Here is a 22,632-nt window from a genome sequence, read left to right on the forward strand (position 1 = left end):
AATGGTGGGGGACTCCCTGATGGCGACCGGAAGCCGCGACCGGAGAGACCGGCTCGCCGCGCCGCGGCGGATACTGGGGTCCTGGAGCCTGTGGGAACTACCCAGGCGAGGCCTGATCGGGTATCTGCTCCTCGTCGACTTCGCCGCCATCGCCGCCACCACCTACCTTTTCGTCCTGCGACCGCCCGCGCCGTCGTCGTTTCTTCCGTTTTCCGCGCTGCTGACCGGAATGATCCTCAGTTCGGAGCTTTCGCGCCCCGTCGAGCGGTCCCGCGCCGACACCCGGCTCGGCGCCGGACTGGACGCGGCGTGGATTTTCGCGGGTGCGCTCCTCCTGCCGCCCGCACTGGCCGCGGTGCTCGTCGTCGTCTCGGCGGCATACCGCTGGTTCCGGATCCGGCGCGGTATCCCGCACCGGCAGGTGTTCGCGGCGTCCGCGACGATGCTTTCGGCGCTCGGCGCCTCGATCATCCCGGTACTGCTGGGTGCGCCGCCGTTCCTCGGCGCGCCAAGGGATTTCGAAAGTTTCGCCCTGGTTTTCGCGACCGGGCTGGTCTTCCTGTCCGTCGACGCGGCCTTGGCCGCCCCGGCGGCCGAATTCGGGGCGGAACCGTCGGGATTCGCCTTCGACGCGGCGATGGTCGCGTTCGGACTGTTGCTCGCGTGGTCGGCGGCGGACTGGCCGTTCGTCACCGTGGTACTCGCGGGCGCGCTCGTGGTACTTCACCGGGCCGGGACGATGCGTGCCCTGCGCGGGCACGCGGGCACGGACTCCGGCACGGGACTGCTCACCGCGTCGTCCTGGTTGGACGGTGCCCGCACCCAGTTCGAGCTGCTGCGCGGCCGTGGCGCCGAGCTTTCGCTGCTGATGCTCGACCTCGACCATTTCGCCCGGCTCAACGACCGGCACGGCAGGCACGTCGGGGACGACGTCCTGCGGGCCGTGGCGGACACCTTGCGCGCCGAGGTCCGTGCCGCGGACCTGGTCGGCCGGTTCGGCGGTGAGGAGTTCGTGGTCCTGCTGCCCGGCACGAGCCGGTTCGACGCGCACGCGATCGCCGAGCGCATCCGGCTACGGATCTCGTCGACGTTCGTCTCACTGGGTGGGACGTTCGCGGGGGCGACCGTCTCGATCGGAGTGTCGTCGCATCCGGACTGCGGTGAGACGCTCGACCGGCTCGTCGGCGCGGCGGATCAGGCGTTGCGCGCGGCGAAGGGGGCCGGGCGCAACCGGACCGTCGCCTTCGAGACCGAAACCTAGCCTTCGGCCGGGACGCCGATGTCCTCGAACCACAGGTCCGGGTGATCCCGGATGAACTCGGTCATCAGCGCGGTGCACGCCGGGTCGTCGAGCAGGGTGATCTCGACGCCGTGCTCCTCGAGCCAGCCGTGCCCGCCTTCGAACGTGCTGGCCTCGCCGATGACGACCCGGCCGATGCCGAACTGGCGCACCAGCCCGCTGCAGTACCAGCAGGGGGACAGCGTGGTGACCATGATCGTGTCCCGGTAGTGCGGCCGCCTGCCCGCGTTCCGGAAGGCGGAGGTCTCGGCGTGCATCGACGGGTCGCCGTCCTGGACGCGGCGGTTGTGGCCGCGGCCGAGCAGGACGCCGGTGGTGTCGAAGAGGGCGGCGCCGATCGGCACCCCGCCCTCGGCCTTGCCGAGTTCGGCCTCTTCACGGGCGACGGACAGCAGCTGCGCGGGATCGATCACGCGGTTCAGCTTAGGGCTCATGAGTGGTGAGCGATAAGGCGAAGGCGACGCGTCGCGAAAGCCACTTTCGCGACGTCTGACGTCCTGAAAGTGGCTTTCGCGACAGGCGCGCCGCATCCGGCCCCGTGACCGTCCAGCCGGCGCGCGCCAATGCGGACCGGACCTGTCCTGAATATCTGCGAGACTCCTCCCATGAAGCGAGCGAACCGATGACCACGGGCACGTCGGCACGGCTGCTGAGGCTCCTCTCCCTGCTGCAGGCGCGGCGCGACTGGCCGGGCGCCGACCTCGCCGACCGGCTGCAGGTGGACGTCCGCACGGTCCGGCGCGACATCGAGCGGCTGCGCGAACTGGGCTACCCGGTGCACGCCACCCCCGGCGTCGCGGGCGGCTACCGGCTCGGCGCGGGGGCCGCGTTGCCGCCGCTGCTGCTGGACGACGACGAGGCCGTCGCGGTCGCCGTCGGGCTCCGCACGGCCGCGAACGGGACGGTCTCGGGGATCGAGGAGACCTCGGTGCGTGCGCTCACCAAATTGGAGCAGGTGCTGCCCGCGCGGCTGCGGCACCGGATCACCGCGCTGAACACCGCGATGATCCCGCTGGGCGGCGTCGTCCCGGTCATCGACGCGGCGGCGCTGACGGTCATCGCGTCCGCGTGCCGTGATCATCAGCGACTCCGGTTCGGTTACCGCAGCCACAACGGCGATGTCAGTGAGCGCTACATCGAGCCGTTGCGCCTGGTGCACACCGGACGCCGCTGGTACCTGGTCGCGTTCGACCTCGACCGTGACGACTGGCGGACCTTCCGCGTCGACCGGATCGACGGCGTCCCGGACACGAGTTTCCGGTTCACGCCGAGGGAACCGCCCGCCGAGGACCTCGCGGCGTACGTCTCCCGCGGGATCACGTCTTCGCCGTATCCGCACCAGATGGTGCTGCGGGTCAGCGCCTCGGCGGACGCGCTCGCCGAATACGTGTCCCCGACCGCCGGGACGATCGAGGCCATCGACGAGCACACCTGCCGGGTCCGGGTCGGTTCCAACGACCTGTCCGTGATGCCGTACTACCTCGCCCACTGGGACGTCGACTTCGTCGTGGAGGAGGCGCCGGACGAGGTCAAGGAGCGGCTACGGCTGGTCGCCGACCGCTTCGCGCGCGCGGTCGTCTGAGTCCGAAGTGGACCGTGCGCGTTTGGCCAGCAGGCCGATCGAGCCGAGCGAGATCAGGGCCAGCACGATGATGTAGAGCGAGACCGACATCGACGTCCCGGTGGATTCCAGCAGCAGCACCATGATGAACGGCGCGAGCCCGCCGCCGACCACCGCGCTGATCTGGTAGCCGAGCGAGGCGCCGGTGTAGCGCATCTCGGCGGTGAAGAGCTCGGCGAACAACGCCGCCTGCGGGCCGTACATGATGCCGAGGAACAGCGACCCGACGAACGAGGCGACCACGAACAGCGGCAGCGAGGCCGTGTCGATGAGCAGGAACATCGGGATCGCCCAGAGCGCGACGCCGGCCGCGCCGAAGGTGTAGATCTTGAGCCTGCCGATCCGGTCGGACAGTTTCGCCGACAGCGGGATGATCGCGAGCTGCAGCGTGCTGATCAGCAGGGTCGCGACGAGCACCGTGGTCCGCGACATCCCGAGATGGCGGGTGGCGTAGTCCAGGACGCCGTTCAGCAGGATGTAGAAGGTGGCGGTGTTGACCATGAACGAGCCGCCCGCCAGCAGCACCGTGCCCTTGTGGTGGCGCAGGACGTCACGCAGCGGCGACTTGGCGCGGCCGCGTTCCTCGGCGGCGAGTTTCGCATCGGCGCGGCGGTATTCGGGCGTCTCGTCGATCTTGACGTGCATGTACCAGGCCAGCCCGAGCACGAGGACGCCCACCAGGAACGGGATCCGCCACGCCCACACGAGGAAGTCCGACGGCGGTGCGAGCTGGGCGGCGATCAGGAACACCGTGTTCGCCAGCACGACCCCGATCGGGACGCCGAGCTGGACGAGGCTGCCGTAGAGACCGCGTTTGCCGGGCGGCGCGTATTCGGTGGCGAGCAGCATCGCGCCACCCCACTGGGCGCCGACGGCGACCCCCTGCACGAGCCGGAGCAGCACCAGGAGGATCGGCGCGGCGATGCCGATCGAGTCGTAGGTCGGCAGCAGGCCGATCAGCGTGGTCGCCGCGCCCATCAGCGCGATCGCCAGCACCAGCACGGGTTTCCGGCCGCGTTTGTCACCAAGGCTGCCCGCGATGATCCCGCCGAGCGGCCGGGCGAGGAAGCCGACCGCGAAGGTCGCGAACGAGGCGAGGACGCCGGCCGCCGCGTTGCTGGTGGGGAAGAAGGTCTTCCCGAAGACCAGGGCGGCGGCGATCCCGAAGACGAAGTAGTCGTACCACTCGACCGAGGAGGCGAGTGCCGCCGCGGTCGCGGCCCTCCTGCGCTGGGACACGGTGATCGTCGGTTCGGCGGCGGTTTCCGGGGCGTTCGGTGCGGTGTCGGCCATCTGGATGCCCTTCGTTCGGCGCTGCTGCGGCGATGCAGTCCGGGCAAGTTAACAACCGCTTAGTATGTGGTCAACGTCTCAACGGGTAATTCTAGATACCGACCGGTTGGTATGTCACTCTGGTGGCGGTATCGCCGACGCAGGCCGATCTGTACTGGTCAGGAGAGTTTCGTGCCGAGCATGCGCAGCACCAGCTCGCTGTACTCCTGGCCGAGCTTCTTGGGGGTCTGGCGCGTCCGCTCGCTGTACCAGCGCGAGACGTCGACGCCGAGGGAGAGCACGGCGCGGGCGGCGGTGTGCGGGTCGCCGACGGTGAACACGCCCGTTCCGACGCCTTCGGTGATGACCTCGCGCACGACCTGCTCGATGCGGCGGCGCAGTTTCGCGACGATCTCGAACTCCTCGTCGGGCAGCGCGTGCAGTTCGTACTGCACCACCCGGGCCACGGTGTGCCTCCGCGCGTGCCACGCCACGAAATCCTCGACCAGCAGCCGGATCCGCTCGACCGGATCGGTCTCCCGCGCCACGACGCTCTCGACCAGCGAGAGCGTCTGCTCGTGGCCGTACTTCGAGATCGCGAAGAGCAGCGCGGCCTTGGACGGGAAGTGCACGTACAGCGCCGCAGGGCTCATGCCCGCCGCCGAGGCGATGTCCCGGGTGGTGGTCGCGTGATAGCCACGCCGCGCGAAGGATTCGACCCCGGCCAGCATCAGCCGCCGTGCCGTCTCCGGCTGGACGTCGGGCCACAGTTCGGCCGACAGCGACATGGTCATCCGCAGATCCTCCCAGACGCTCGTTCCGGATGGCGGGCTTGACACCGTCTCCGGAGCTTTCCATTGTAAGTGAGCGCTCGCTTAGTGATTGCGTCGCCAGTGAACACAGAGGAGATCGAAGAGTGAACTCGTTCAAGGATCGCGTCGCGATCGTCACCGGCGCCAGCCGGGGTATCGGCCTCGGGATCGCCAAGGACCTGGTCGAGCGCGGCGCGAAGGTGTGCATCACCGCGCGCAAGCCGGAGCCGCTGGCCGAGGCGGTGGCCGAACTGGGCGGCGAGGCCGTCGCCATCGCCGTCCCCGGCAAGGCCGACGACGAGGCGCACCAGGACGAGGCCGTCGCCAAGACCATCGAGACCTTCGGCCGCCTCGACATGCTGGTCAACAACACCGGGATCAACCCGGTGTTCGGGCCGACCCTGGACATCGACCCCGGGGCCGCCGCGAAGATCTTCGCCGTCAACGTGCTCGCGCCGCTTTCGTGGACGCGCCGGGCGAGGGACGCGTGGATGGGGGAGCACGGCGGCGCGGTGGTGAACGTCGCCTCCATCGCCGGGCTCGGCGCGTCGCCCGGGATCGGCATGTACGGCGTCAGCAAGGCCGCGCTGATCCGGCTCACCAAGGAACTCGGCTTCGAACTGGGGCCGAAGATCCGCGTGAACGCCGTCGCGCCGGCCGTGGTCAAGACCAAGTTCGCGACCGCGCTGTACGAAGGCCGCGAAGAAGAGGTCTCCGAGTCGTACCCGATGAAGCGCCTCGGCGTTCCGGCGGACATCGCGGGCGCCGTGGCGTTCCTGCTCTCGGAAGAAGCGGGCTGGATCACCGGGCAGACGGTGGTCCTCGACGGCGGCGTCACGCTGGCGGGTGGCCTGTGACCGCGTCGTTCACCGGTTCCGGGGTCGTCGTCACCGGTGGGGGCGGCGGGATCGGGGCCGTCCTCGCCCGCCGGTTCGCCGCGGAGGGCGCCCGGGTTGTCGTCGGCGACCTGAACGGGGACGCTGCGGCCGAGGTAGCCGAGGAGATCGGCGGGACCGCCGTCGCCGGGGACGCCGCGAGCGAGCCGGGTGTCGCGTCCCTGATCGAGGCGGCGCGCGAAACTCTCGGCGAGATCGACGTCTTCTGCGCCAACGCGGGGATCGCGCCGATGGGCGGCGTGGACGCGCCGGAGGAGGACTGGGCGCGGATCTGGGACGTCAACGTCATGGCGCACGTGCGCGCGGCGCGGCTGCTCCTGCCGCCGTGGCTGGAGCGCGGCCGCGGGCATTTCATCTCGACGGTGTCGGCGGCAGGCTTGCTGACCAGCCTCGGTTCGGCGTCCTACTCGGTGACCAAACACGGCGCGCTCGCCTTCGCCGAATGGCTTTCGGCGACCTATCGGCACCGCGGGCTCACCGTGCAGGCCATCTGCCCGCAGGGCGTTCGGACGGCGATGCTGGAGAACACCGGCCCGGCGGGCGAGCTGCTGATGGGCGCGTCGGCGATCCAGCCGGAGCAGGTCGCGGACGCGCTGTTCGAGGCCATCGCCGAGGAGCGGTTCCTGGTGCTGCCGCATCCCGAGGTCGCGGACTACTACGCCGCGCGGGCCACGCAGACCGACCGATGGCTCGGCGGGATGAACAAGCTGCAGCGCAAGGTGGAGCAGGTCGTCGGGGAATGACCGGCGCCGGCTCGCCTTGGTGCCTGGTCGTGACGTGTCGCGAAAGCCACTTTCGCGACGTGTGATGTCCCGAAAGTGGCTTTCGCGACACGGTGGCCGGGGGTTCGCGCAGGTTCGGATGGCGGCACGCGGGGCTTCGCGTGACCGGTGGGGTAGGACCGCCGTGATCGGGGCCGTGTCTCGTGTGATCGGAGACGTGACTCGCGTGATCAGGGGCGTAACTCGCGTGATCGGAGGCGTAACTCGGCGCGGGGTGGTTGATCTTCGTCGGCGGATCGGCCACTGTGGGCAGGGGTCTTGCTCGCGGTAAGGAAAACTCGATGAACAAACGCTTCGTGCTCCGTGGTGCCGTGCTCGCCGCCACCCTCGCCGGGTCGGTGCTGACCGCGGGATCGGCGATGGCGAGCACCGCGGAACCGTGCGCGGCCGGGGCGTCGGGTGACGTCGCGGCGGCTTCCTGCACGCCGTACCGCAAGGTGAGTGAAGGCTGGAGCAGCAAAACCGCCTGCAACCGCGCCGGCAACGAGGGCGCGCAGGCGGGCCGCTGGACCGGCTGGAACTGCAACCAGGCGCTGCGCGGCTGGGAGCTGTGGGTGCGCACGTGCACCGCGCTGGCCGCCGAGAAGGACGCGGTGACCACGCGCGAAACCGTCTGATCCGCCGACGGAGCAGCCCCGGGTGCCTGGCCGCCCGGGGCTGCTCTGTGTCTACAATGGACAAACACGGTTCCGGTCGATCGATCGTTTCCATTGCTAAAGACCATTCGGTCGATCGACAGGCGAAGTCGACCGTGTGCCGATCACCGGGTCACCCGCTTCGGGAATCGGATCGATGCCACCTTAAATCAATGTTAAGGATCGGCGGATTCGGTGCTATCGTGGCGGAGCGAAAACGCGAGAGTTTCTTCACGTGGAATTCGCTGCGCCTCCCGTATAGCGCGGGGTTCGGCCACCGAACCGGCCGCTGAGCTGAGGATTCTCCTGCTGGGGCCCCGATACCGAACCTTCGGTGCGGCCCGTCCGCACGGTGGGTTCGGTGGCCACGAACTGCTCCGGAATTCGTTGACCCCGTCGATCGCCCCTTCGTAGTGTTTGCCGAGTCTTGGGCAGGGACGGCTTTGGTGGACACATTCAGCTCAGGCAGAAGGGGGCTTTCCATGGCCGGCATCCGAACGATTTCCCCGATCGGCACGCGCGCTTTCGACGCGGGTCGCACCGTACGACCCGGAACCATCAGCGAATTCGTGGAAGTCGCCGACATGCCGCTCGCGGCGCTCAGCGCCGGGTTGCGGCTCGGCAGCGGCAACGCCGCGTTCTTCCGCCTGCTGGGCCGCCGCCCCGCCGACGTGCTCGGCGAATCGTTCCCCGAGCTCGTCACCAGTGGTCCGGACCATTTACGCGACCGGCTGAACCGGGTCGCCGAAGGCTGGGAACAGCGGTTCCGCGGCAGTGTCACCGGGCTCGGTTCCAGTGGCGCCGACCGGCTGACCATCGTGGCGGGCCGGATGCGGGCGCCGGGAACGGCGATCCTGCTGACCATGCTCCCGGAGACGGCGCCCCCCGCCGCCCGCGCCGAGCAGCTGGGCTCGGTCACCGACATCGAGGCGAAGATCCTCCAGGGGATCGCCAGCGGCCTGTCGAGTCTGGAGATGGCCGACAAGTACTACCTGAGCCGTCAGGGCATCGACTACCACGTCGCCCGCCTGCAGCGGAAATTCAAGGCGCGCAACCGGGTCGAACTGGTTTCGCGGGCCTTCGCGACCGGCCTGCTCGACTCGACGGCCTGGCCGCCGCGGGTGCCGGAGTCCCGGCGCGCGAGCTGATCACCGGCAACTGACGCGCGGGTGGCCATCGCGTGACGTGCTCGTGCGATCACGGTGCGGTCCCAGTGAACGGCCACTTCGCTTGCATGTATTTCGGCAGAATTCGTAATGACCTTCGCGGCGATTTCGCTCGTTTGAGCGGTCGGAAGCCGTTCGAGCTGACCGCCTGGTCGCCGAGTGGCCACTCCGGCGCCGCCGCTGGTTCACGCCTAGTTTCCTTCTGTCGTGACTTCTGTCGGTCTTGATCGACCCGGGTCCGCGCTGCGGCCCGTGTCGCTTCGCGCTCGGAATCCCGTCGTGGGGAAGCACCTTGCTCATATGAGCGCCCGCAGTCCTCGTAGTGAGGGATAACCCTTATCGAGGTTGCACGCTCTATTCGGTAAGACGATCACACGATGAGATGGAAGCACGTAAGCGATTGTTCGCTCTGTGTGACGGCAATGGCCCCGATGGGACGACAGGGAGGCGGGAGATGAAGGACGCCAACAGACCCGGACGCGCGCTGGCCGGACGTGACGACGAGCTCCGTTGGCTCGCCGCCCGGCTGAGCCCCGGCGCGCCCGGCGAGGGCTCCGTCATCGTCGTGCGCGGGCAAGCGGGCATCGGCAAGTCCAGCCTGCTGGACACCGCGCTGGCGGCTCTCACGGACACCGTCGTCTGCCGGGGCACCGGTGATCCGGGTGACGGGGCCGCCGCCGCTCGGCAACTGCTCGCGGATCTGCGCCGCGCGGGCGCGCGCGTGCCGGATCCGGACGACTTCGCCGCCTGGTACGAGGCTTTCGCCGGATGGGCGGCAGGACGGCCCGGGATCGTGTTCGCCGTCGACGACGTTCACTGGTGCGACGAACCGGCCGTGCGCTGGCTGAGCCTGCTCGCCCGGCACTCCACCCGGCTGCCGGTGCGGATGATCCTGGTCCGGTCGGCCGCCGACGGACCGGACGGTGCGGCGGAACACCTGGCGGACCTCGAATCCTGGTACGGCACCGAGGTGCTCGACCTCGGCCCGCTGCCCGCCGAGGCGGTCGCCTCGCTCGCGCGCGAGGCCGTCGGCTCGGAGCCGGGCGAGCCGTTCGTGCGGCACTGTGTCGAGCAGTCCGGCGGGAATCCGTTGCTGCTGCGGGAGATGCTCGACGAACTGGGCAAGGTCGCGTCCGGGATCGCCCCGGTGGCCGGATCCGCGGCGGGGGCGGCGCTGATCCGCTCCCTGTTCGCCGGTGTTCCCGACTACGCCAGGGCGGTCGCCACCGCCATCGCGGTACTCGGCGGGCAGGACCTGTCGCTGGTCGCCCGGCTGGCCAAGGTGCCCGCCCGCACCGCCGGAACCGCCGTCGAGCTCCTCCGGAGCAGGCACATCCTTGCCGCCGAAGGACTTTCCTTCCGGCATGACCCGGTGCGGGAAGGGCTGCTCGACGCGCTCGAACCCGCCGAACTCGGCCGGTGGCGGCGGACCGCGGCGATCCTGCTGAGCGACGCGGCGGGATCGCCGGAGGAGGTGGCGGAACACCTGCTCGAACTAGCCGAACTCGACACGTGGATGGTCGATCTGCTGCGCGACGCCGCGACCTGCGCCTGCGACCGGGGCGCGCCCTGGGACGCGCTGCGCTATCTCAGGCCCGCCGCGGCCGCCAGGCCGTCGGACGCCGGACTGGCCGTCCAGCTCGCGGAGACGGTCGCGCTGCTGGAACCGGACAGCGGATTCGACCTCCTGCGCCGCGCGCTCGAACTGCAACAGGATCCCGTGGACCAGGCCAGGGCCGCGGTGAAACTGGGCCGCGCGGCGCTCGTCGCCCGCCGTTGCGGGACCGCCGTCACCGTGCTGGACCGGGTCCTGACCGTGCTCGGCGGCGAGATGGACCAGCAACTGCGCGGTCAGCTCGAAGGGCTGTTGTGCCTGGTGGGCATCGAAGACCGGGACAGCCTGGCGAAGCTCGACACCCGGATCCAGCCGCGGTCGGCGGACACGGTCGTCGACGCCAGGCATCTGGCCGTCTGTGCCGTCGTCGCCGCGCTCGACGGCACCCGGCCGCGCGAAGCCGCCGAATGGGCGATGCGCGCGATCCGCGGGTACACCCCGACCACCGACGATTCGGCCGTCAGCTCCGCCGTACTGGCGCTGCTGCTCGCGGACGAGATCGACGTCGCCAGGGACGAACTGACCAGGGCCATCGAGCTCGTACCGGCCCAGCGCAGCGAATACCTCGCGTTCCGCGGTCTGCTCGGGCACTGGTGCGGTGATCTCGCCACCGCGGCGGCCGACGCCGGACAGGCCTACGCGCTCAGCCGCCGAGCCGAAGGCCGGACCGGCGGTGTCGTCCCGCGGATCGCGTATGCGACCGTCGCGGCGCAGCAGGGCGAGACCGCGAAGGCGATGAAGTTGTTGCGGGAAGCGGATTCCCCGCAATTGTGGGAGCACACGGTGATGCGCCCGTGGTTCCAGCTCGTCGACGCGCGGGTGCATTGGGCGGCGGGGGACCGCGAGACGGCGCTGAAGCTCTTCAACCGCTGCGGTGAGAGCCTCGCCGATGTCGGCATCGCCAACCCGCTGCTGGCGCCGTGGTGGTTCGAGGGCGCCTGCATGCTGGCCGACGAAGGACGTTTCGAGGAGGCCGCGGACCTCGCGGCCGAAGGAACCGGGCCGGCACTGCGCTGGGGCACCCCGAGAGCGGTCGGGATGGCCCGGCTCGCGACCGCGGTCGCCACCCGCGGCCCCGGCCGGATCGCGCTGATCGAAGAGGCGGCGGGAATCCTGGCGGGCTCACCCGCCCGGCTGGAGGAGGCGCTGGCGGAGTATCACCTCGGCCGCGCCCTCGTCGAAGCGGGCGACAGCGTCGCCGCGCGCACCCGGTTGCGTCGCTGCGCCGAGCTGAGCCTGCGAACGGGGGACCGGTTCCTGCTCCGCCGCGCCCAGCGCACCGCCGCCGACGCGGGCATCCCGAGCGAGCTGTCCCCGTTCGCCTCGCTGAGCCCCGCCGAACGGCATATCGCCCGGCTCGCCGGACGCGGGGTCAGCAACCGGGTCATCGCGGAACGGCTCTTCGTCACCGTCCGGACCATCGAGACGCATCTGACGAGCGTGTACCGGAAGCTGCGGATCAGCGGGCGTCCCGAACTTGCCGTGGTGCTGGGCGAGACCGACGAGCGGCAGGCCGTCCTCGAAGGTGTCCGGTGAGCGCCGTCCGGCGGCTCGAAGCCGACGGTGCGGACGAACTCGTCGAACGCGAGACCGAACTGCGTCTGCTCACCCGCCTGATCGGGGATCTCGAACACGGCCACGGAGGCTCCGCGGCGGTACTCGGCCCGGCGGGCAGCGGGCGCACGGCACTGCTGGACCAGGTCGCGTCCCTCGCCGCCGAGCGGGGACTGCAGGTGTTCACCGCGCGGGGCTCGGCCACCGAGGCGCAGCTGCCGTACGGGCTCCTTTCCCAGTTGCTGGCACCGATCCCGGAGCTCGCGGACGTCCCGTGGCTGCACGCCGCGCTCTCGGACGGCACCGACGTGCAGGTCCTGCACGAACTGCTCTGCCAGCGGCTGCTGGAGTCGGCCCGGCGCTGCCCGGTCCTGCTGGTCGTCGACGACCTGATCCTGGCCGACGAGCAGTCCGAGGCCTGGCTGGCCGCCTTGCAGCGGCGCCGGGGCAACGACCCCGTGCTGCTCATCGCCGCGCATTCCGGCCCGCAGGACGCCGACGAGGCGGATCCCTTGTCCCTCGGCGGTCTTCCCTGGGAGAACCGGCATGTGGTGCGGTTGCGGCCGTTGAGCGAGGCGGCGGTCCGGCGGCTGGTGCACGCCGTCCCCGCGCCGCGGCCGCCGGTGGCCGAGGTCTACGCGGCGACGCGGGGGAATCCCGCCCTGCTCGCGGAAGTGCTCGCCAGGTCGTCCGCCGGTCCGGAGATCACCGCCGTCACCGCGGACGTGCGCCGCGACACCGTGCTCGACCTGCTCGCCCGGCTGCCGTCCGATCTCGCCGCGCTGGTGCGGACGATCGCCGCGATCGGCACCCTCGACGAGGCGTACCTGCGGCCCCTCGCCGGGCCGCTCGGGATGCCGCTGGGCCGGGCGCTGCGGGTGCTGGCGGACGCCGGCCTGATCGGGACCGATCCCGCCGAGCCGATGAACCCGCAGGTGGCCACCTGGGTGCTGGCCGAGACCGGAGCGGACGAGCGGGCGGGCACGCGCCGCCGGGCCGCCGAACTCGGGCATCGCCGGGCCGCCCCGGAGGAGGACGTCGCCGGGCTGCTGCTCGGCTCGCAACCGGTCGGCGAGGCCTGGGCTCTGGAGACGCTGCACGCCGCGGCGTTGCGCCGTCGCGAAGCCGGGGATCACGCCGAAGCGGCGCGCTACTACCGGAGGGCGCTAGCCGAACCGGCGCCGCCGGGGATGTCGGCACGGCTGCGCCTGGAACTCGAGACCGTCGAGGCGTCGTCGTGCCCGTTCACCGGCGGGCTGCGGCTGGCGAGGGCGACCAGGGTCTCCGGGGACGACACCGTCCGAACGCGACTGTCCGCTGTGGACTTGATGATGCAGCGAGGCGCCACGGAAGACGCCCTGCGTGAGCTGGCTCTGCTGAACGAGGCCGCGGTCGACGACCGGGACCGCGCGGATCTGACCGCGTTGTACTGGCTGGCCGACGGGAGCGGAGCGGGCGCCGTCCATCTCGGTATCCCCGCGCTGCCGGATCTCGACCCGGCGGCACTGACCCCCGCGCAGGCGGCCGCCGCGTCGTGGCTGACCACGATCGCCTGCCGCGACGGCAAAGCCGCCCGACGGCTGGCCCGGCGCGCGGCGGATCCGTCCCGTGAACCCATCACCCTTTACTCGCCGCGGCTGGCGCTGGCCATCACCTTCACCCAGACCGACGACGTCCTGGAAGCGCTTTCGGTCTACGAGGAGATGATCGCGGACGCGAGCGCCGCCGGGGCGGGCGTGCCGGTGGCGCTCGGGCTCACCGGCAAGGCCTGGGTGCATCTGCAGCGTGGTCGTGTTCAGGCCGCCGAGGACGCGCTCGCCGAAGCCGCCGCTTCCGGTCCACCGGACGGCTGGCCGTCGACGGTCGCCACGTCGCTGCGCACCATCGAGATCGCGGCGGCCCTCACCCGCGGGAACCTCGACGCCGCCCAGCGCGCCGTCGACGCCGCGGGCGACGGCGGGCCGCTGTATTCCGCGCCCTATCTGCTCTTCATGCGCGGGCTGCTGGAACTGGACCTGAAACGCCACCGCCGGGCGCTGGGCCTGTTCCAGGAATGCGGCAGGCGGATGAACGCGGCGGGCTGGCTGAACCCCGGCCTGGTGCCGTGGCGTTCGCATGTCGCCATCGCGGCGCAGGCACTCGGCGACGAGCACACCGCGGCCGCGATGATCAGCGAGGAATGGCGGCTGGCGCAGAACTGGGGCACGCGTACCGCGATCGGGCGGACCCATCTGGGCGCGGGCGTCGCGGTCCGGTCCGAGGACGCGGTGTTCCGGCTGACCCAGGCGGTCAACGCGCTCCAGCAGTCGCCCGCCAGGGTGCTCTACGTCGAGGCAGTACTGCTGCTCGCGGCCGCCCAGCTCAACCGCGGCCAGACCAGCGGCGTGCCGCGGCTGTTGCGGGAAGCCGAACGGCTGGCCGGCGCGTATCAGCTCGCGTGGGCGACGTCGCGGATCGCGGACCTCGGGAAACGGCTGTCCGACCGGCCGCGGCGGTCCTACCGCACGGCCTCCCGGCGCTGGCGGGCGCTCTCGCCCGCGGCGACCGACCTCGTCCGCCGCGTGCTCGCGAACGCCTCCAACGCCGAACTGGCGGAGGAACTGGGCGTGAGCAAACGCGCCGTCGAGCTGCGGCTCACCGCGATCTACCGGCAGCTCGAGGTGACTGGGCGGGCCGAGTTGCGGGAGCTGTTCGACGCGCTGGACAAGGAGCTCTGAGCCGCCGTGATGATCGAGCGAGCGGATCAGCTGGCCGCGATCGCCGGGGCGGTCGCCGAAGCCCGTGCCGGGGCGGGCGAGTTCGTCGTCGTCCGCGGTGGGCTGGGGGCGGGACGATCCGCCCTGCTGCACGCGGCGGGGGAGGAAGCCGCCGCGCGGGGAGTGCGCGTGGTCCGGGCGGCGGCGACGCCGCTGGAGCGAGGAGTCGCCCACGGTGTGGTCTGGCTGCTGCTGGAACCGTTGCTGGAGGCGGGCCGTCGCGGGGAACTGCTCACCGCGGTCCGGGCCGACAGCGAGTTCCCCGCCGACCCGCCCGACCCGCGCCGCGCCCATCTCGTGCTGCACGAGCTGCTGGAGTTGTTCACCGAAATGGTGCGCGACACCGGCCCGGTGGCCCTGCTCGTGGACGATCTCCAATGGGCGGACGCGGCGTCGGCGCGCTGGCTCGCCTATCTGGCCAAGCGGATGAGCAGGCTGCGGGTCCTCGTCGTCGCGACCCTGCTGGAGGGCGACGACTCCGCCGACGACATCGTGGTCAAGGACATCGCCCGCACCGCGGCGCGCACGATCCACGCCACCCCGCTCTCGGCCGCCGGCGTCCGGGCCTACCTGACCGCCCGCTGCGGAGCCGAACCCGCCCCCGAGTTCGCGGACGCCTGTCTCGCCCGCACCGGTGGTTCGCCGATGTTGCTGGACGCGCTGGTCAACACGATGCTCGGGCACGGGTTGCGCCCGGTCGCCTCGGCCGCGGCCGAACTCGCCGCGTTGCGCCCCTCGCCCGCGGCGGCCCGGCTGACCCGCTGCCTGCGCGCCCAGCCGGACGACGTCCGCGCGGTGGCCAAGGCGATGGCCGCGCTCGGCGAGGAGACCGAGGCCGGCGTCCTCGCCGAACTCGCGGGACTCGATTCCCCGGACTTCGACGCGGCGCTGCGGGCGTTGCGACGGCTGGGCATCGTCGAGACCCCCGCCGACGGGCTGCTGCGGTTCGCCGGCGGGATGGCGGGCGACCTCGTCGCCGACCAGCTGAGCGCCGAGGAACAGGACAGCCTGCACCTGCGTGCCGCGAACGTCCTGTACCGCAACGGAAGGCCGGTCGAGCAGATCGGCCGTCAGCTGCTCGCCACGGTCGCCGAACCCGAACCGTGGGCCGCGGACGTGCTGCGGACCGCGGCCAGTGCCGCGCTGGCGAACTCGTCGCCCCGCACGGCCGCCCAGTACCTGCGGCACGCGCTGGCGCATCCGGGCGCCGATCGCGCGGAACTGCTCGTCGATCTCGCCGCCGTCGAACGCGGCTACGACCTCCCCGCCGCCCACCGGCATCTGCATCAGGCACTCGGCCTGATGCGGGATCCGGTCGATCGCGCCTTCGCGCTCGGCCTGCTCCCGGTGGTGGCCGGGCTCCGGTTCGCCGCGGACGTCCGCCGTCTCCGGCAGGTGCTCGTGGAGCTGCGGGAGGTCCCCGGCCCGGCCGCGGCCGAAGCGGCGTTGCGCATGGAAGCCCGGCTTCGCTACCTCGAACGAGGAGTGCCCGGCGCGGGCGACGCGGCGGCGGACCGGCTGGCCGAGCTCGGCCCAGAGCCCGCCCAGGGGTCTTCGGCCCAGCGGGAACTGGTCGCGGTCCTGTTGTATCTGATGACCGTCGCGGGCGCCGCGCCCCGTGAGTCCATTGTGGACCTCGCCAGGCAGGTGCTGGCGCGGGAACCCGGTTCACCGGACCAGATGTACACCACGTTCCCGCTCACCGTGCTGGTGCTGGCCGCGGCGGATTCGCTCGACGGAGTGGACTCCTGGCTCGCGGCGGCGTGCGGCCCCGCCGCCGACCCCGACCTCCCGACGCTGGTCGCCTGGGCGGGCCAGGCGCTGGTGGCCTCGGCCACGGGACTGCTCGGCGTCGCCCGCGACCGCGCGCAGGCGGTGCTCGCCTCGGCGGGCCCCAGCCGGGTCGGGATCACCATGACGGCGATGCGCGTGCTGGCCGAAATCGCGATGGAGCAACGAGATCCGGCGCTCGCCCGGCTGCTCGTCGACAACCTGGAGGCCGACCACGATCCTTGGCTGCGGTCGCTGGCCTACGGCACCTTGGCGCTGACCGAGGCCAACCACACCGCGGCCGCCGAATACTTCCTCGACTGCGTGCATCAGCTGGAGCGGTTCGGGAACCGGGTGCTGTTGCCGCTGCGCGGCCAGATCGCGCTGCTGCTGGCGGCGACGGACGATCCGAAGCGGGCCGAAGCCGTCGCGCAGGGCGAGGTCGAGCGGGCCTTGTCGTGGGGCGCGCCGTCGTCGATCGGACGCGCGCTGCGGATCCGCGCGACCCTGCTCGATCGCGACGAGGACGCCGTCCCGGTGCTGCGTGAGGCCGCGGAAGTCCTGGCAGGATCGGGAGATCGGCTCGAACTCGCCCGCACCCTGGTGCTGCTCGGCGAACGGGGCACCGGGCCCGACGCCCGCGAACGGCTGCTGGAGGGCCGGAGCCTCGCGGCGGGATGCGGCGCGAGCTGGCTGACCGGCTCCGGGGAGCCGCCGGATCAGGCGGACGGCCTGCTGACCGCGACCGAGCAGCGCGTGGTGGAGCTGGCGGTGTCCGGGCGCCGCAACCGCGACATCGCGGAACTGCTGGAGGTCACGGTGCGCGCGGTGGAGAAGCACCTCACCAGCTCGTACCGCAAGCTGGGCATCACCGGCCGCGCCCAGCTGGCCGCGGCGATGCGCGGCCACCGGGCGGGGTGAATCCGGTCAGGATCCGGCGGGCGCCGCCGTGCCGAGGCGGCCCTGCAGCCACGCGGCGGCCAGCTCCACCCGGGAATGGCTGCCGGTGCGCTCGAACAGCGACGTCAACCGGGCCTCGACACGTTTCTCGCTGACCTGCAACGCCGCCGCGATCTGCCGGTTCGTGTGGCCGCTCGCGATCAGGCCGACGATGTGGCGCTCCAAGGGATCCAGCGCCGCCCGGTCGGTCCGGTCCGCCTGCTCCGGCGAGAAGGCGATGCGATTCCGTTCGAGCAGCGTCGAAACGGACGCCAGCTCGGCGACCGCGCCGAGCCGCTCCAGCGTCCGGTGCGCTTCCAGCAGGGACGGCGCCGGGACCGGGCTCACCTCACCGAAGGCCGTGCAAGCCTCGGCGATGCGGAACACGTCGCCGGACTGCCGCGCCAGTTTCACCCCCGCGCGCACCGATTCCATGTCCCCGCGCACGAGCCCGCCGCACACCAGGGCCGCCTCCTGGACCGACGCGGTCGGGCATCGGGTCGCGAGGTTCTCCAATTCGGCCAGCAGACGGGCCACGGCTTCGGTGTCACCCTGGCGCCGCGCGCCGTACAGGAGCCGCGCGAGGAGCCGTTCCATCCCCGCGCGCACGCCGCGTTCGCGGCAGTCGAGGTAATCCCGCCAGCCGCGCTCCACCGCCTCGTCGTGCTGTCCTCCCGTTTGGCGCAGGCGGCAGCGGACCCAGGCGGCACAGGCGTCGGCGGACGTCCGGAAAGGCAAGCGGCGCAACCAATCCGCCGCTCGGTCCGGCTGGTCGCGCTGGGCGCAGATCTCCGCGGCGAACACACTCGCGAACCGGTGGCGACGGGGTGGGTCCCACCACAGGCGGTCTCCTTCGAGCCGCCGCGCCAGCGACAACGCAGTGTCCCACTCGCCCTCGCGGTAGGCCTGCCGGACGGCGTGCCAGTCGCTCGAGAACCCGCTCGAAGGCGGCTGGTAGCGGCCGCGCAACAGGACCTTCAGCACGCTGACCGTGTCGAGGACCTCGGCGGCCTCGGCGACGTCCTCGTGCGGCGGCATTTCCGTCGACACCAGCCATTCTTCGGCGGGCCTGCCACCGTCGCCGGGCAAGGAGCCGAGCAGGATCCCGGCGCCGAGGGCGAACAGGCTGTCGTCCTCGGCGCCGCCTGCCCGCGCGAGCGCCCGGACCGCCTCGGCGGCCACCGGCCGGTCGGCCCGGTTGACCGCGTCCAGCAGGCGGCGGCAGTCGTGGGCCGCGTCGAGGGCGCGGGCGACTTCGGCGGCCAGCGGCCGGACGACGCCGAGTTCGGCGAGCCGCTGTTCATGGGCGAGGGCGCCCAGCCAGCACAGCAACGTGGTGGCGGACGGCTCGGCGCCGGTGAGCCGCGGTGCGACGACGGTGGCGAGGTCGTCGGCCAGCGCACCGTATTCACCGGCCGCGAGGCTGTCCGCGAGCAGCGCGCGGAGTGTTTGGGGGAAGCGGGTGTCGGCCGGAGCGAGCAGCCGCAGCGCCGCCCTCCGGTAGCGGCGGGCGGTCGGCAGGTCGGCTTTCGCCGCCGCTTCGAGCAGCACGCCCGCGGCCTCGGGATCCGGCGGCGACGGCGGAAGCTCGGCGAGATGCGGGGCGATCTCCTCGGAGCGCCGCTCCCGGACGATCCGCCGGTGCAGCACCGTGCGCCAGCGCGTCCCGTGCTCCAGCCGGAGCCTTTCGGCCAGCGCGGGGACGACGAACTCGATCGCGCCGCCGGACCCGGTGCGGAGGATCCCGGCCCGGACCAGATCGTCGAGGGCCTCTCCCGCGGTGGACGGTGGCAGCGCGGCCGCGGAAGCCAGCCAGGGCAACCTTTCGAGGGTGGGGGCGCTTTGCTCGCTCAGCACCGCGACGATGGCGGCCAGCCGCCGGGCGCGCGGCCCGAGCCGCCGCAGCCGGAGCGTCTCGGGATGTCCGCCGGGCAGCAAGATCGGCGTTCCCGCGCCGACGAGGCAGACGTGCTCGTCGATGACCGACAGCCTGCCGGTGGCGCGCAGCCCCGCGACCGTCGCGCCGACCGTGCCGGGGTTGCCGAACAGCGGCCCGAGCGCGGCGCGGACCGTCGTGACGAGCGCGGGATCGCTCGCGATCCGCCCGGCGCGGGTCGTCCAGCCGGGCAGCAGCGCCGTCGTCTCCTCGGCGGTCAGCGGCCGGAGACCGATCGTGCCGTCGGCGACGGCGAACACCTTGCCGACCGGGCCGTCCCGCCTGCTCCGGCCGGTCACGGAGGCGACGGTGATCGTCCCGGTGGCGCGGGCGCCCTCGGCGACCAGGGTGAGCACGGTGGCGAGATCCGGCGGCAGCAGGTCGAAGTCGTCGAACTGCAGCACGACGCGGCCGCGCGGGGCGAGCGTGGCGAGGACGGTGACCAGATCGTGGGCCGTCGTCTGCGGCCCGGCGCCGGAACCCGACTCGAGCCGGGTCCGCAACCAGGCGACCGCGCTGAGCATGCTGACCAGTTCGGGGCGGGCGAGGGCGGTGATCAGCTCGACCAGCTGGGTCGTCAGCCGGAGGAGGACGGTCTCTGGTTCGGGACCGGCGGGCACGGCCAGCACGGCGGAGCCGGAGCGGCGGCCGCGCTGGGCGAGGCCGGAGAGGACGGTGCTGCGGCCGCTGCCCGGCGGCCCGTGTACCACCCAGATCGCGCCGGGCCCGGTGAGCACCCGGTCCAACGCGGCCTGCGCGTCCTCCGGTCCGGCGCCCGTGACGGCCGTCGCTCCCATTTCCCTCCTCGGCCGGCGCGGGACCACGGCGCGGCCGGGCGACGGTCGTTCCGAGCATGGCGCAAGGAGGACCGTGCGGTCGGGAGGTCAGGCGGCCGGGGCACCTTCGGCCAGCATAGTTGCCCCGGCGGACCACGGTCAGGTCGTTCGTCGTACGGGGCGGCAAGCCATACGGTCACGCCCGGCCAAGTCCGTGAAGGACCCCTTCATGTACCTAGGCGCAAGTATGGGGGCCTTCACGTACTTCGACGCCGGACCTGCGCGACGCCCGCCAAGTCAGGGCAGCGCGGTCGGGGCGGGTTGTGGGGGCGGCACATCGGTCTCGATCACCTTCGGCACGCCCCGCAGGCTCCGCAGCGCCACCACCGCGAGGATCGTCATCACCGCCGCGCTGCCCAGCATGCTCGTCCGGATGCCGCCGACGAACGATTCCTCGGCCGCCGTCCGGACCGCCGTCGCCACCGGTTCGGGCAGGCCGGTCGCGACCGCCGCGGTGGCGCTGAACGATTCCCGCACCTGCGCGGCCAGATCGGGTGGCACACCGGCGGGCAGGGTCAGTTCGGCGTGGTAGACCGCCGACAGCACGCTGCCGACCACCGCGATCCCGAGCGAGCCGCCGAGTTCGTAGGCGGTGGCGGAGATCGCCGACGCGGCGCCGGCCCGGTCCCGGGGGACGGTGCCGAGGATCGTGTCACCGGTGACGGTCAGCGTGAGCCCGGCGCCCGCGCCGAACGCCACCTGCGCGGCCAGCACCAGCAGGTACGACGAGTCCGTGCTGATCGCGCCGAACAGCCCGAAGCCGATCGACGCCAGCGCCAGCCCGCCCGAGACCGTCGGCGCCCGGCCGAACCGGCGCACCGCCTTGGCCGCCACGACACCGCCCGCGACGAGCGCGGCGACGGCGCCGGGCACGAACGCCAGCCCGGAGCGCAGCGGGCTCCAGCCCAGCACGAGCTGGAAGTACTGGCTGGAGATGAGCGCGAACGCCGACATCGTGAACACCGACACCAGATTCGAGCCGACCGACGCCGAGAAACCGCGCCGCCGGAACAGATCGAGGTCGATCAGCGGCTGATCCAGCCGTCGCTGACGCCGGGCGAACCACAGCAGCGACGCGCCTCCCAGAGCGAAGGCGCCGAGCACTTCCGGGTACCAGAGCCCGACGTAGAACGCGCCCTTCAGCGCGTACACCACGGCGACCAGCCCGACGATGGACAGCAGGACACTGGGCAGGTCGAGCCGCAGCCTGCCGCTGGACCGGGATTCCGGTACGACCCGGGCGGCGCCGAGGATCAGCAGCGCCACCGGGATGTTGACGAGGAAGACCGAACCCCACCAGAAGTGTTCCAGCAGGACCCCGCCGACGATCGGGCCGATGGCGAAGCCCGCGGCCGAAACCCCGGCGGTGACCCCGACCGCGGCGGTCCGCGCCCGCTGCGTGGTGAAAACGGCGCGCAGCAAGGAGGTCGTCGAAGGCAACACGGCGGCGCCCGCGATCCCCAGCAGCGCGCGGGCCGCGATGAGCAGTTCGGCGCTCGGGGCGTAGGCCGCCACCAGCGAGCCCAGCGCGAACGCGGTGACGCCGATGAGCAGCACCCGGCGCCTGCCGAACCGGTCGCCGAAATTGCCCATGGTCACCAGCAGGCCGCCCATGGCGAACCCGTAGACGTCGGCGATCCACAGCAGTTCCTCTGCCGACGCGCCGAGCTGCGTGGTCAGCGCGGGGACCGCCAGATGCAGCACGGTCATGTCGATCGCGACCATCAGCTGCGCCAGGCAGGACACCATGATCGTCGCGATGTCGCGGACCTTGGTGCTCATGCGGCCACCGCCTCTCGCAGGCGGGCTCGCCGTCTCGGCTTCAGGGTGTCCCGGAGGTCGGCGCGCAGCAGGGTGAACGCCGACGTCAGCCCGGGCAGCCGGTGCAGCAGGTGGTCCGGGCCGGCGACGAGGACCCGGCCGACGCCGAGCGTGGCGAACCGGTGGACCAGCCCCGGCAGCCGGACCGCGTTGACCGTCGACTCCAGCAGGAGCGACGCCGCCTCGCCGCCGGTCCGGACCGGCTCACCGTCCTGATCGGACACGATCGGCAGCTCCGGATCCGCGAAACGGAAGCCGCCGAAGACCTCTTCCGCCAGCCGGTCGCGCAGTCCGCCGAGCACCCGCGCGTGCGCCGCGGGGCGCATGGTGGTGAGCGCGTAACCGCCGGCGGCCCGGACGCGCCGGACGAATTCGTCCAAATCGGACTCGCGCAGGGTCACCAGGTGGACCTCGTCGTCGAACCGGCCGGAGAGTTCGTGGCCGATCCCGTCGAGGATCCCGCCGAGCGCCGCTTCCGGCGTGCGCACGATGAACTGGCTGACGAGATCCTGGTGCGCCGTCTCGAAGTACTCCCGTTCCCGCCGGGCGACGGCGTCGACGAGGCGGACGAGATCCGCCACGGGAAGTGCGCCCGCGCGGACCACGGCGGCGCGTTCGCCGAAGCTGGCGCCGCCGACCGCGACCGGCACCAGCCCGTGCTCCCGCTCGGCGCGTTCGGCCAGCGCCAGCGACGCGAGCACGAACGCGATCTGGGTGTGCTCGTTGTACTCCTCGTCCGTTCTGGCGAGCGGATCCAGCAGAGAGCGGCCGAGCGCCTGCTCCGCCACGCCGAGCAGGCGCCGGGCCAGGGGATCGATGACGAGGAAGCGGCCCAGTTCGCGGGCACGGGCCGGGCCCATGCCGGGGAACAGGACGGCATCGGTGGAACTTTCCACTGCGCACACCCGGTTTCGTGGTGGG

Annotated in this window: 15 protein-coding genes; 9 read left to right on the forward strand and 6 right to left on the reverse strand. The window is 72.1% G+C overall.

Features of this window, described 5'->3' with window-relative positions; translation table 11 throughout:
- Position 1: 1 nt before the first annotated feature.
- The gene (locus ACZ1DY_RS16960; protein WP_465484908.1) at positions 2–1,261 is read left to right on the forward strand and encodes a GGDEF domain-containing protein; all 1,260 of its coding nucleotides are present in this window, start codon (positions 2–4) and stop codon (positions 1,259–1,261) included.
- Here the strand turns inward: ACZ1DY_RS16960 and ACZ1DY_RS16965 are convergent.
- Positions 1,258–1,734 (reverse strand): nucleoside deaminase, encoded by a 477-nt coding sequence (locus tag ACZ1DY_RS16965; RefSeq protein ID WP_465484909.1) that lies wholly within the window; start codon positions 1,732–1,734, stop codon positions 1,258–1,260. The two genes, ACZ1DY_RS16960 and ACZ1DY_RS16965, sit on opposite strands and share 4 nt — an antisense overlap.
- Positions 1,735–1,922: 188 nt before the next feature.
- Here ACZ1DY_RS16965 and ACZ1DY_RS16970 point away from each other — a divergent pair, with 188 nt between their 5' ends.
- Positions 1,923–2,882: a helix-turn-helix transcriptional regulator gene (locus ACZ1DY_RS16970; protein ID WP_465484910.1), complete on the forward strand. Its 960-nt coding sequence runs from the start codon at positions 1,923–1,925 to the stop codon at positions 2,880–2,882.
- Here ACZ1DY_RS16970 and ACZ1DY_RS16975 read toward each other — a convergent pair.
- Together ACZ1DY_RS16975 and ACZ1DY_RS16980 are read right to left on the reverse strand one after the other, a co-directional pair.
- Entirely contained in the window at positions 2,841–4,214 is a 1,374-nt protein-coding gene (locus tag ACZ1DY_RS16975; RefSeq protein WP_465484911.1) for an MFS transporter, read from the reverse strand. The two genes, ACZ1DY_RS16970 and ACZ1DY_RS16975, sit on opposite strands and share 42 nt — an antisense overlap.
- Before the next feature lie 158 nt (positions 4,215–4,372).
- Entirely contained in the window at positions 4,373–4,987 is a 615-nt protein-coding gene (locus tag ACZ1DY_RS16980) for a TetR/AcrR family transcriptional regulator (RefSeq protein ID WP_126731886.1), read from the reverse strand.
- Positions 4,988–5,109: 122 nt separating this feature from the next.
- Between ACZ1DY_RS16980 and ACZ1DY_RS16985 the strand changes: the two genes are divergently transcribed.
- The 7 genes from ACZ1DY_RS16985 to ACZ1DY_RS17015 all read left to right on the forward strand — a co-directional run bounded on the left by ACZ1DY_RS16985 (position 5,110) and on the right by ACZ1DY_RS17015 (position 17,100).
- Positions 5,110–5,862 carry an SDR family oxidoreductase gene (locus tag ACZ1DY_RS16985; protein ID WP_126731887.1) on the forward strand — a complete coding sequence of 251 codons (753 nt, stop codon included), beginning with the start codon at positions 5,110–5,112 and terminating at the stop codon, positions 5,860–5,862.
- On the forward strand, positions 5,859–6,644 hold the full coding sequence (locus ACZ1DY_RS16990; RefSeq protein ID WP_465484912.1) for an SDR family oxidoreductase: 786 nt from the start codon (positions 5,859–5,861) through the stop codon (positions 6,642–6,644). Before ACZ1DY_RS16985 ends, ACZ1DY_RS16990 begins: the two co-directional genes overlap by 4 nt.
- A 320-nt stretch (positions 6,645–6,964) precedes the next feature.
- Positions 6,965–7,300: a hypothetical protein gene (locus tag ACZ1DY_RS16995; protein ID WP_126731890.1), complete on the forward strand. Its 336-nt coding sequence runs from the start codon at positions 6,965–6,967 to the stop codon at positions 7,298–7,300.
- Positions 7,301–7,800: 500 nt separating this feature from the next.
- Positions 7,801–8,466, forward strand: a complete 666-nt coding sequence (locus tag ACZ1DY_RS17000) for a helix-turn-helix transcriptional regulator (protein ID WP_257487661.1) — start codon at positions 7,801–7,803, stop codon at positions 8,464–8,466.
- A 472-nt stretch (positions 8,467–8,938) separates the two neighbouring features.
- Positions 8,939–11,635 carry an AAA family ATPase gene (locus ACZ1DY_RS17005; RefSeq protein ID WP_465484913.1) on the forward strand — a complete coding sequence of 899 codons (2,697 nt, stop codon included), beginning with the start codon at positions 8,939–8,941 and terminating at the stop codon, positions 11,633–11,635.
- Positions 11,632–14,370, forward strand: a complete 2,739-nt coding sequence (locus ACZ1DY_RS17010; RefSeq protein ID WP_465484914.1) for an AAA family ATPase — start codon at positions 11,632–11,634, stop codon at positions 14,368–14,370. Before ACZ1DY_RS17005 ends, ACZ1DY_RS17010 begins: the two co-directional genes overlap by 4 nt.
- A gap of 9 nt (positions 14,371–14,379) precedes the next feature.
- Positions 14,380–17,100 carry an AAA family ATPase gene (locus ACZ1DY_RS17015; RefSeq protein ID WP_257489717.1) on the forward strand — a complete coding sequence of 907 codons (2,721 nt, stop codon included), beginning with the start codon at positions 14,380–14,382 and terminating at the stop codon, positions 17,098–17,100.
- 6 nt (positions 17,101–17,106) lie between these two features.
- Here the strand turns inward: ACZ1DY_RS17015 and ACZ1DY_RS17020 are convergent, their stop codons facing one another.
- The 3 genes from ACZ1DY_RS17020 to ACZ1DY_RS17030 form a co-directional block, all read right to left on the reverse strand.
- Positions 17,107–19,851: a helix-turn-helix transcriptional regulator gene (locus ACZ1DY_RS17020; protein WP_465484915.1), complete on the reverse strand. Its 2,745-nt coding sequence runs from the start codon at positions 19,849–19,851 to the stop codon at positions 17,107–17,109.
- Positions 19,852–20,127: 276 nt separating this feature from the next.
- Complete coding sequence (locus ACZ1DY_RS17025; protein WP_465484916.1) at positions 20,128–21,672, reverse strand: MFS transporter; 1,545 nt, start codon at positions 21,670–21,672, stop codon at positions 20,128–20,130.
- Positions 21,669–22,607, reverse strand: coding sequence for an ACP S-malonyltransferase (locus tag ACZ1DY_RS17030; protein WP_465484917.1), 939 nt, complete (start codon positions 22,605–22,607; stop codon positions 21,669–21,671). The genes ACZ1DY_RS17025 and ACZ1DY_RS17030 overlap by 4 nt, the downstream gene beginning before the upstream one ends.
- Between the last annotated feature and the right edge of the window lie 25 nt (positions 22,608–22,632).

This window comes from Amycolatopsis sp. PSD-21, assembly GCF_055561455.1.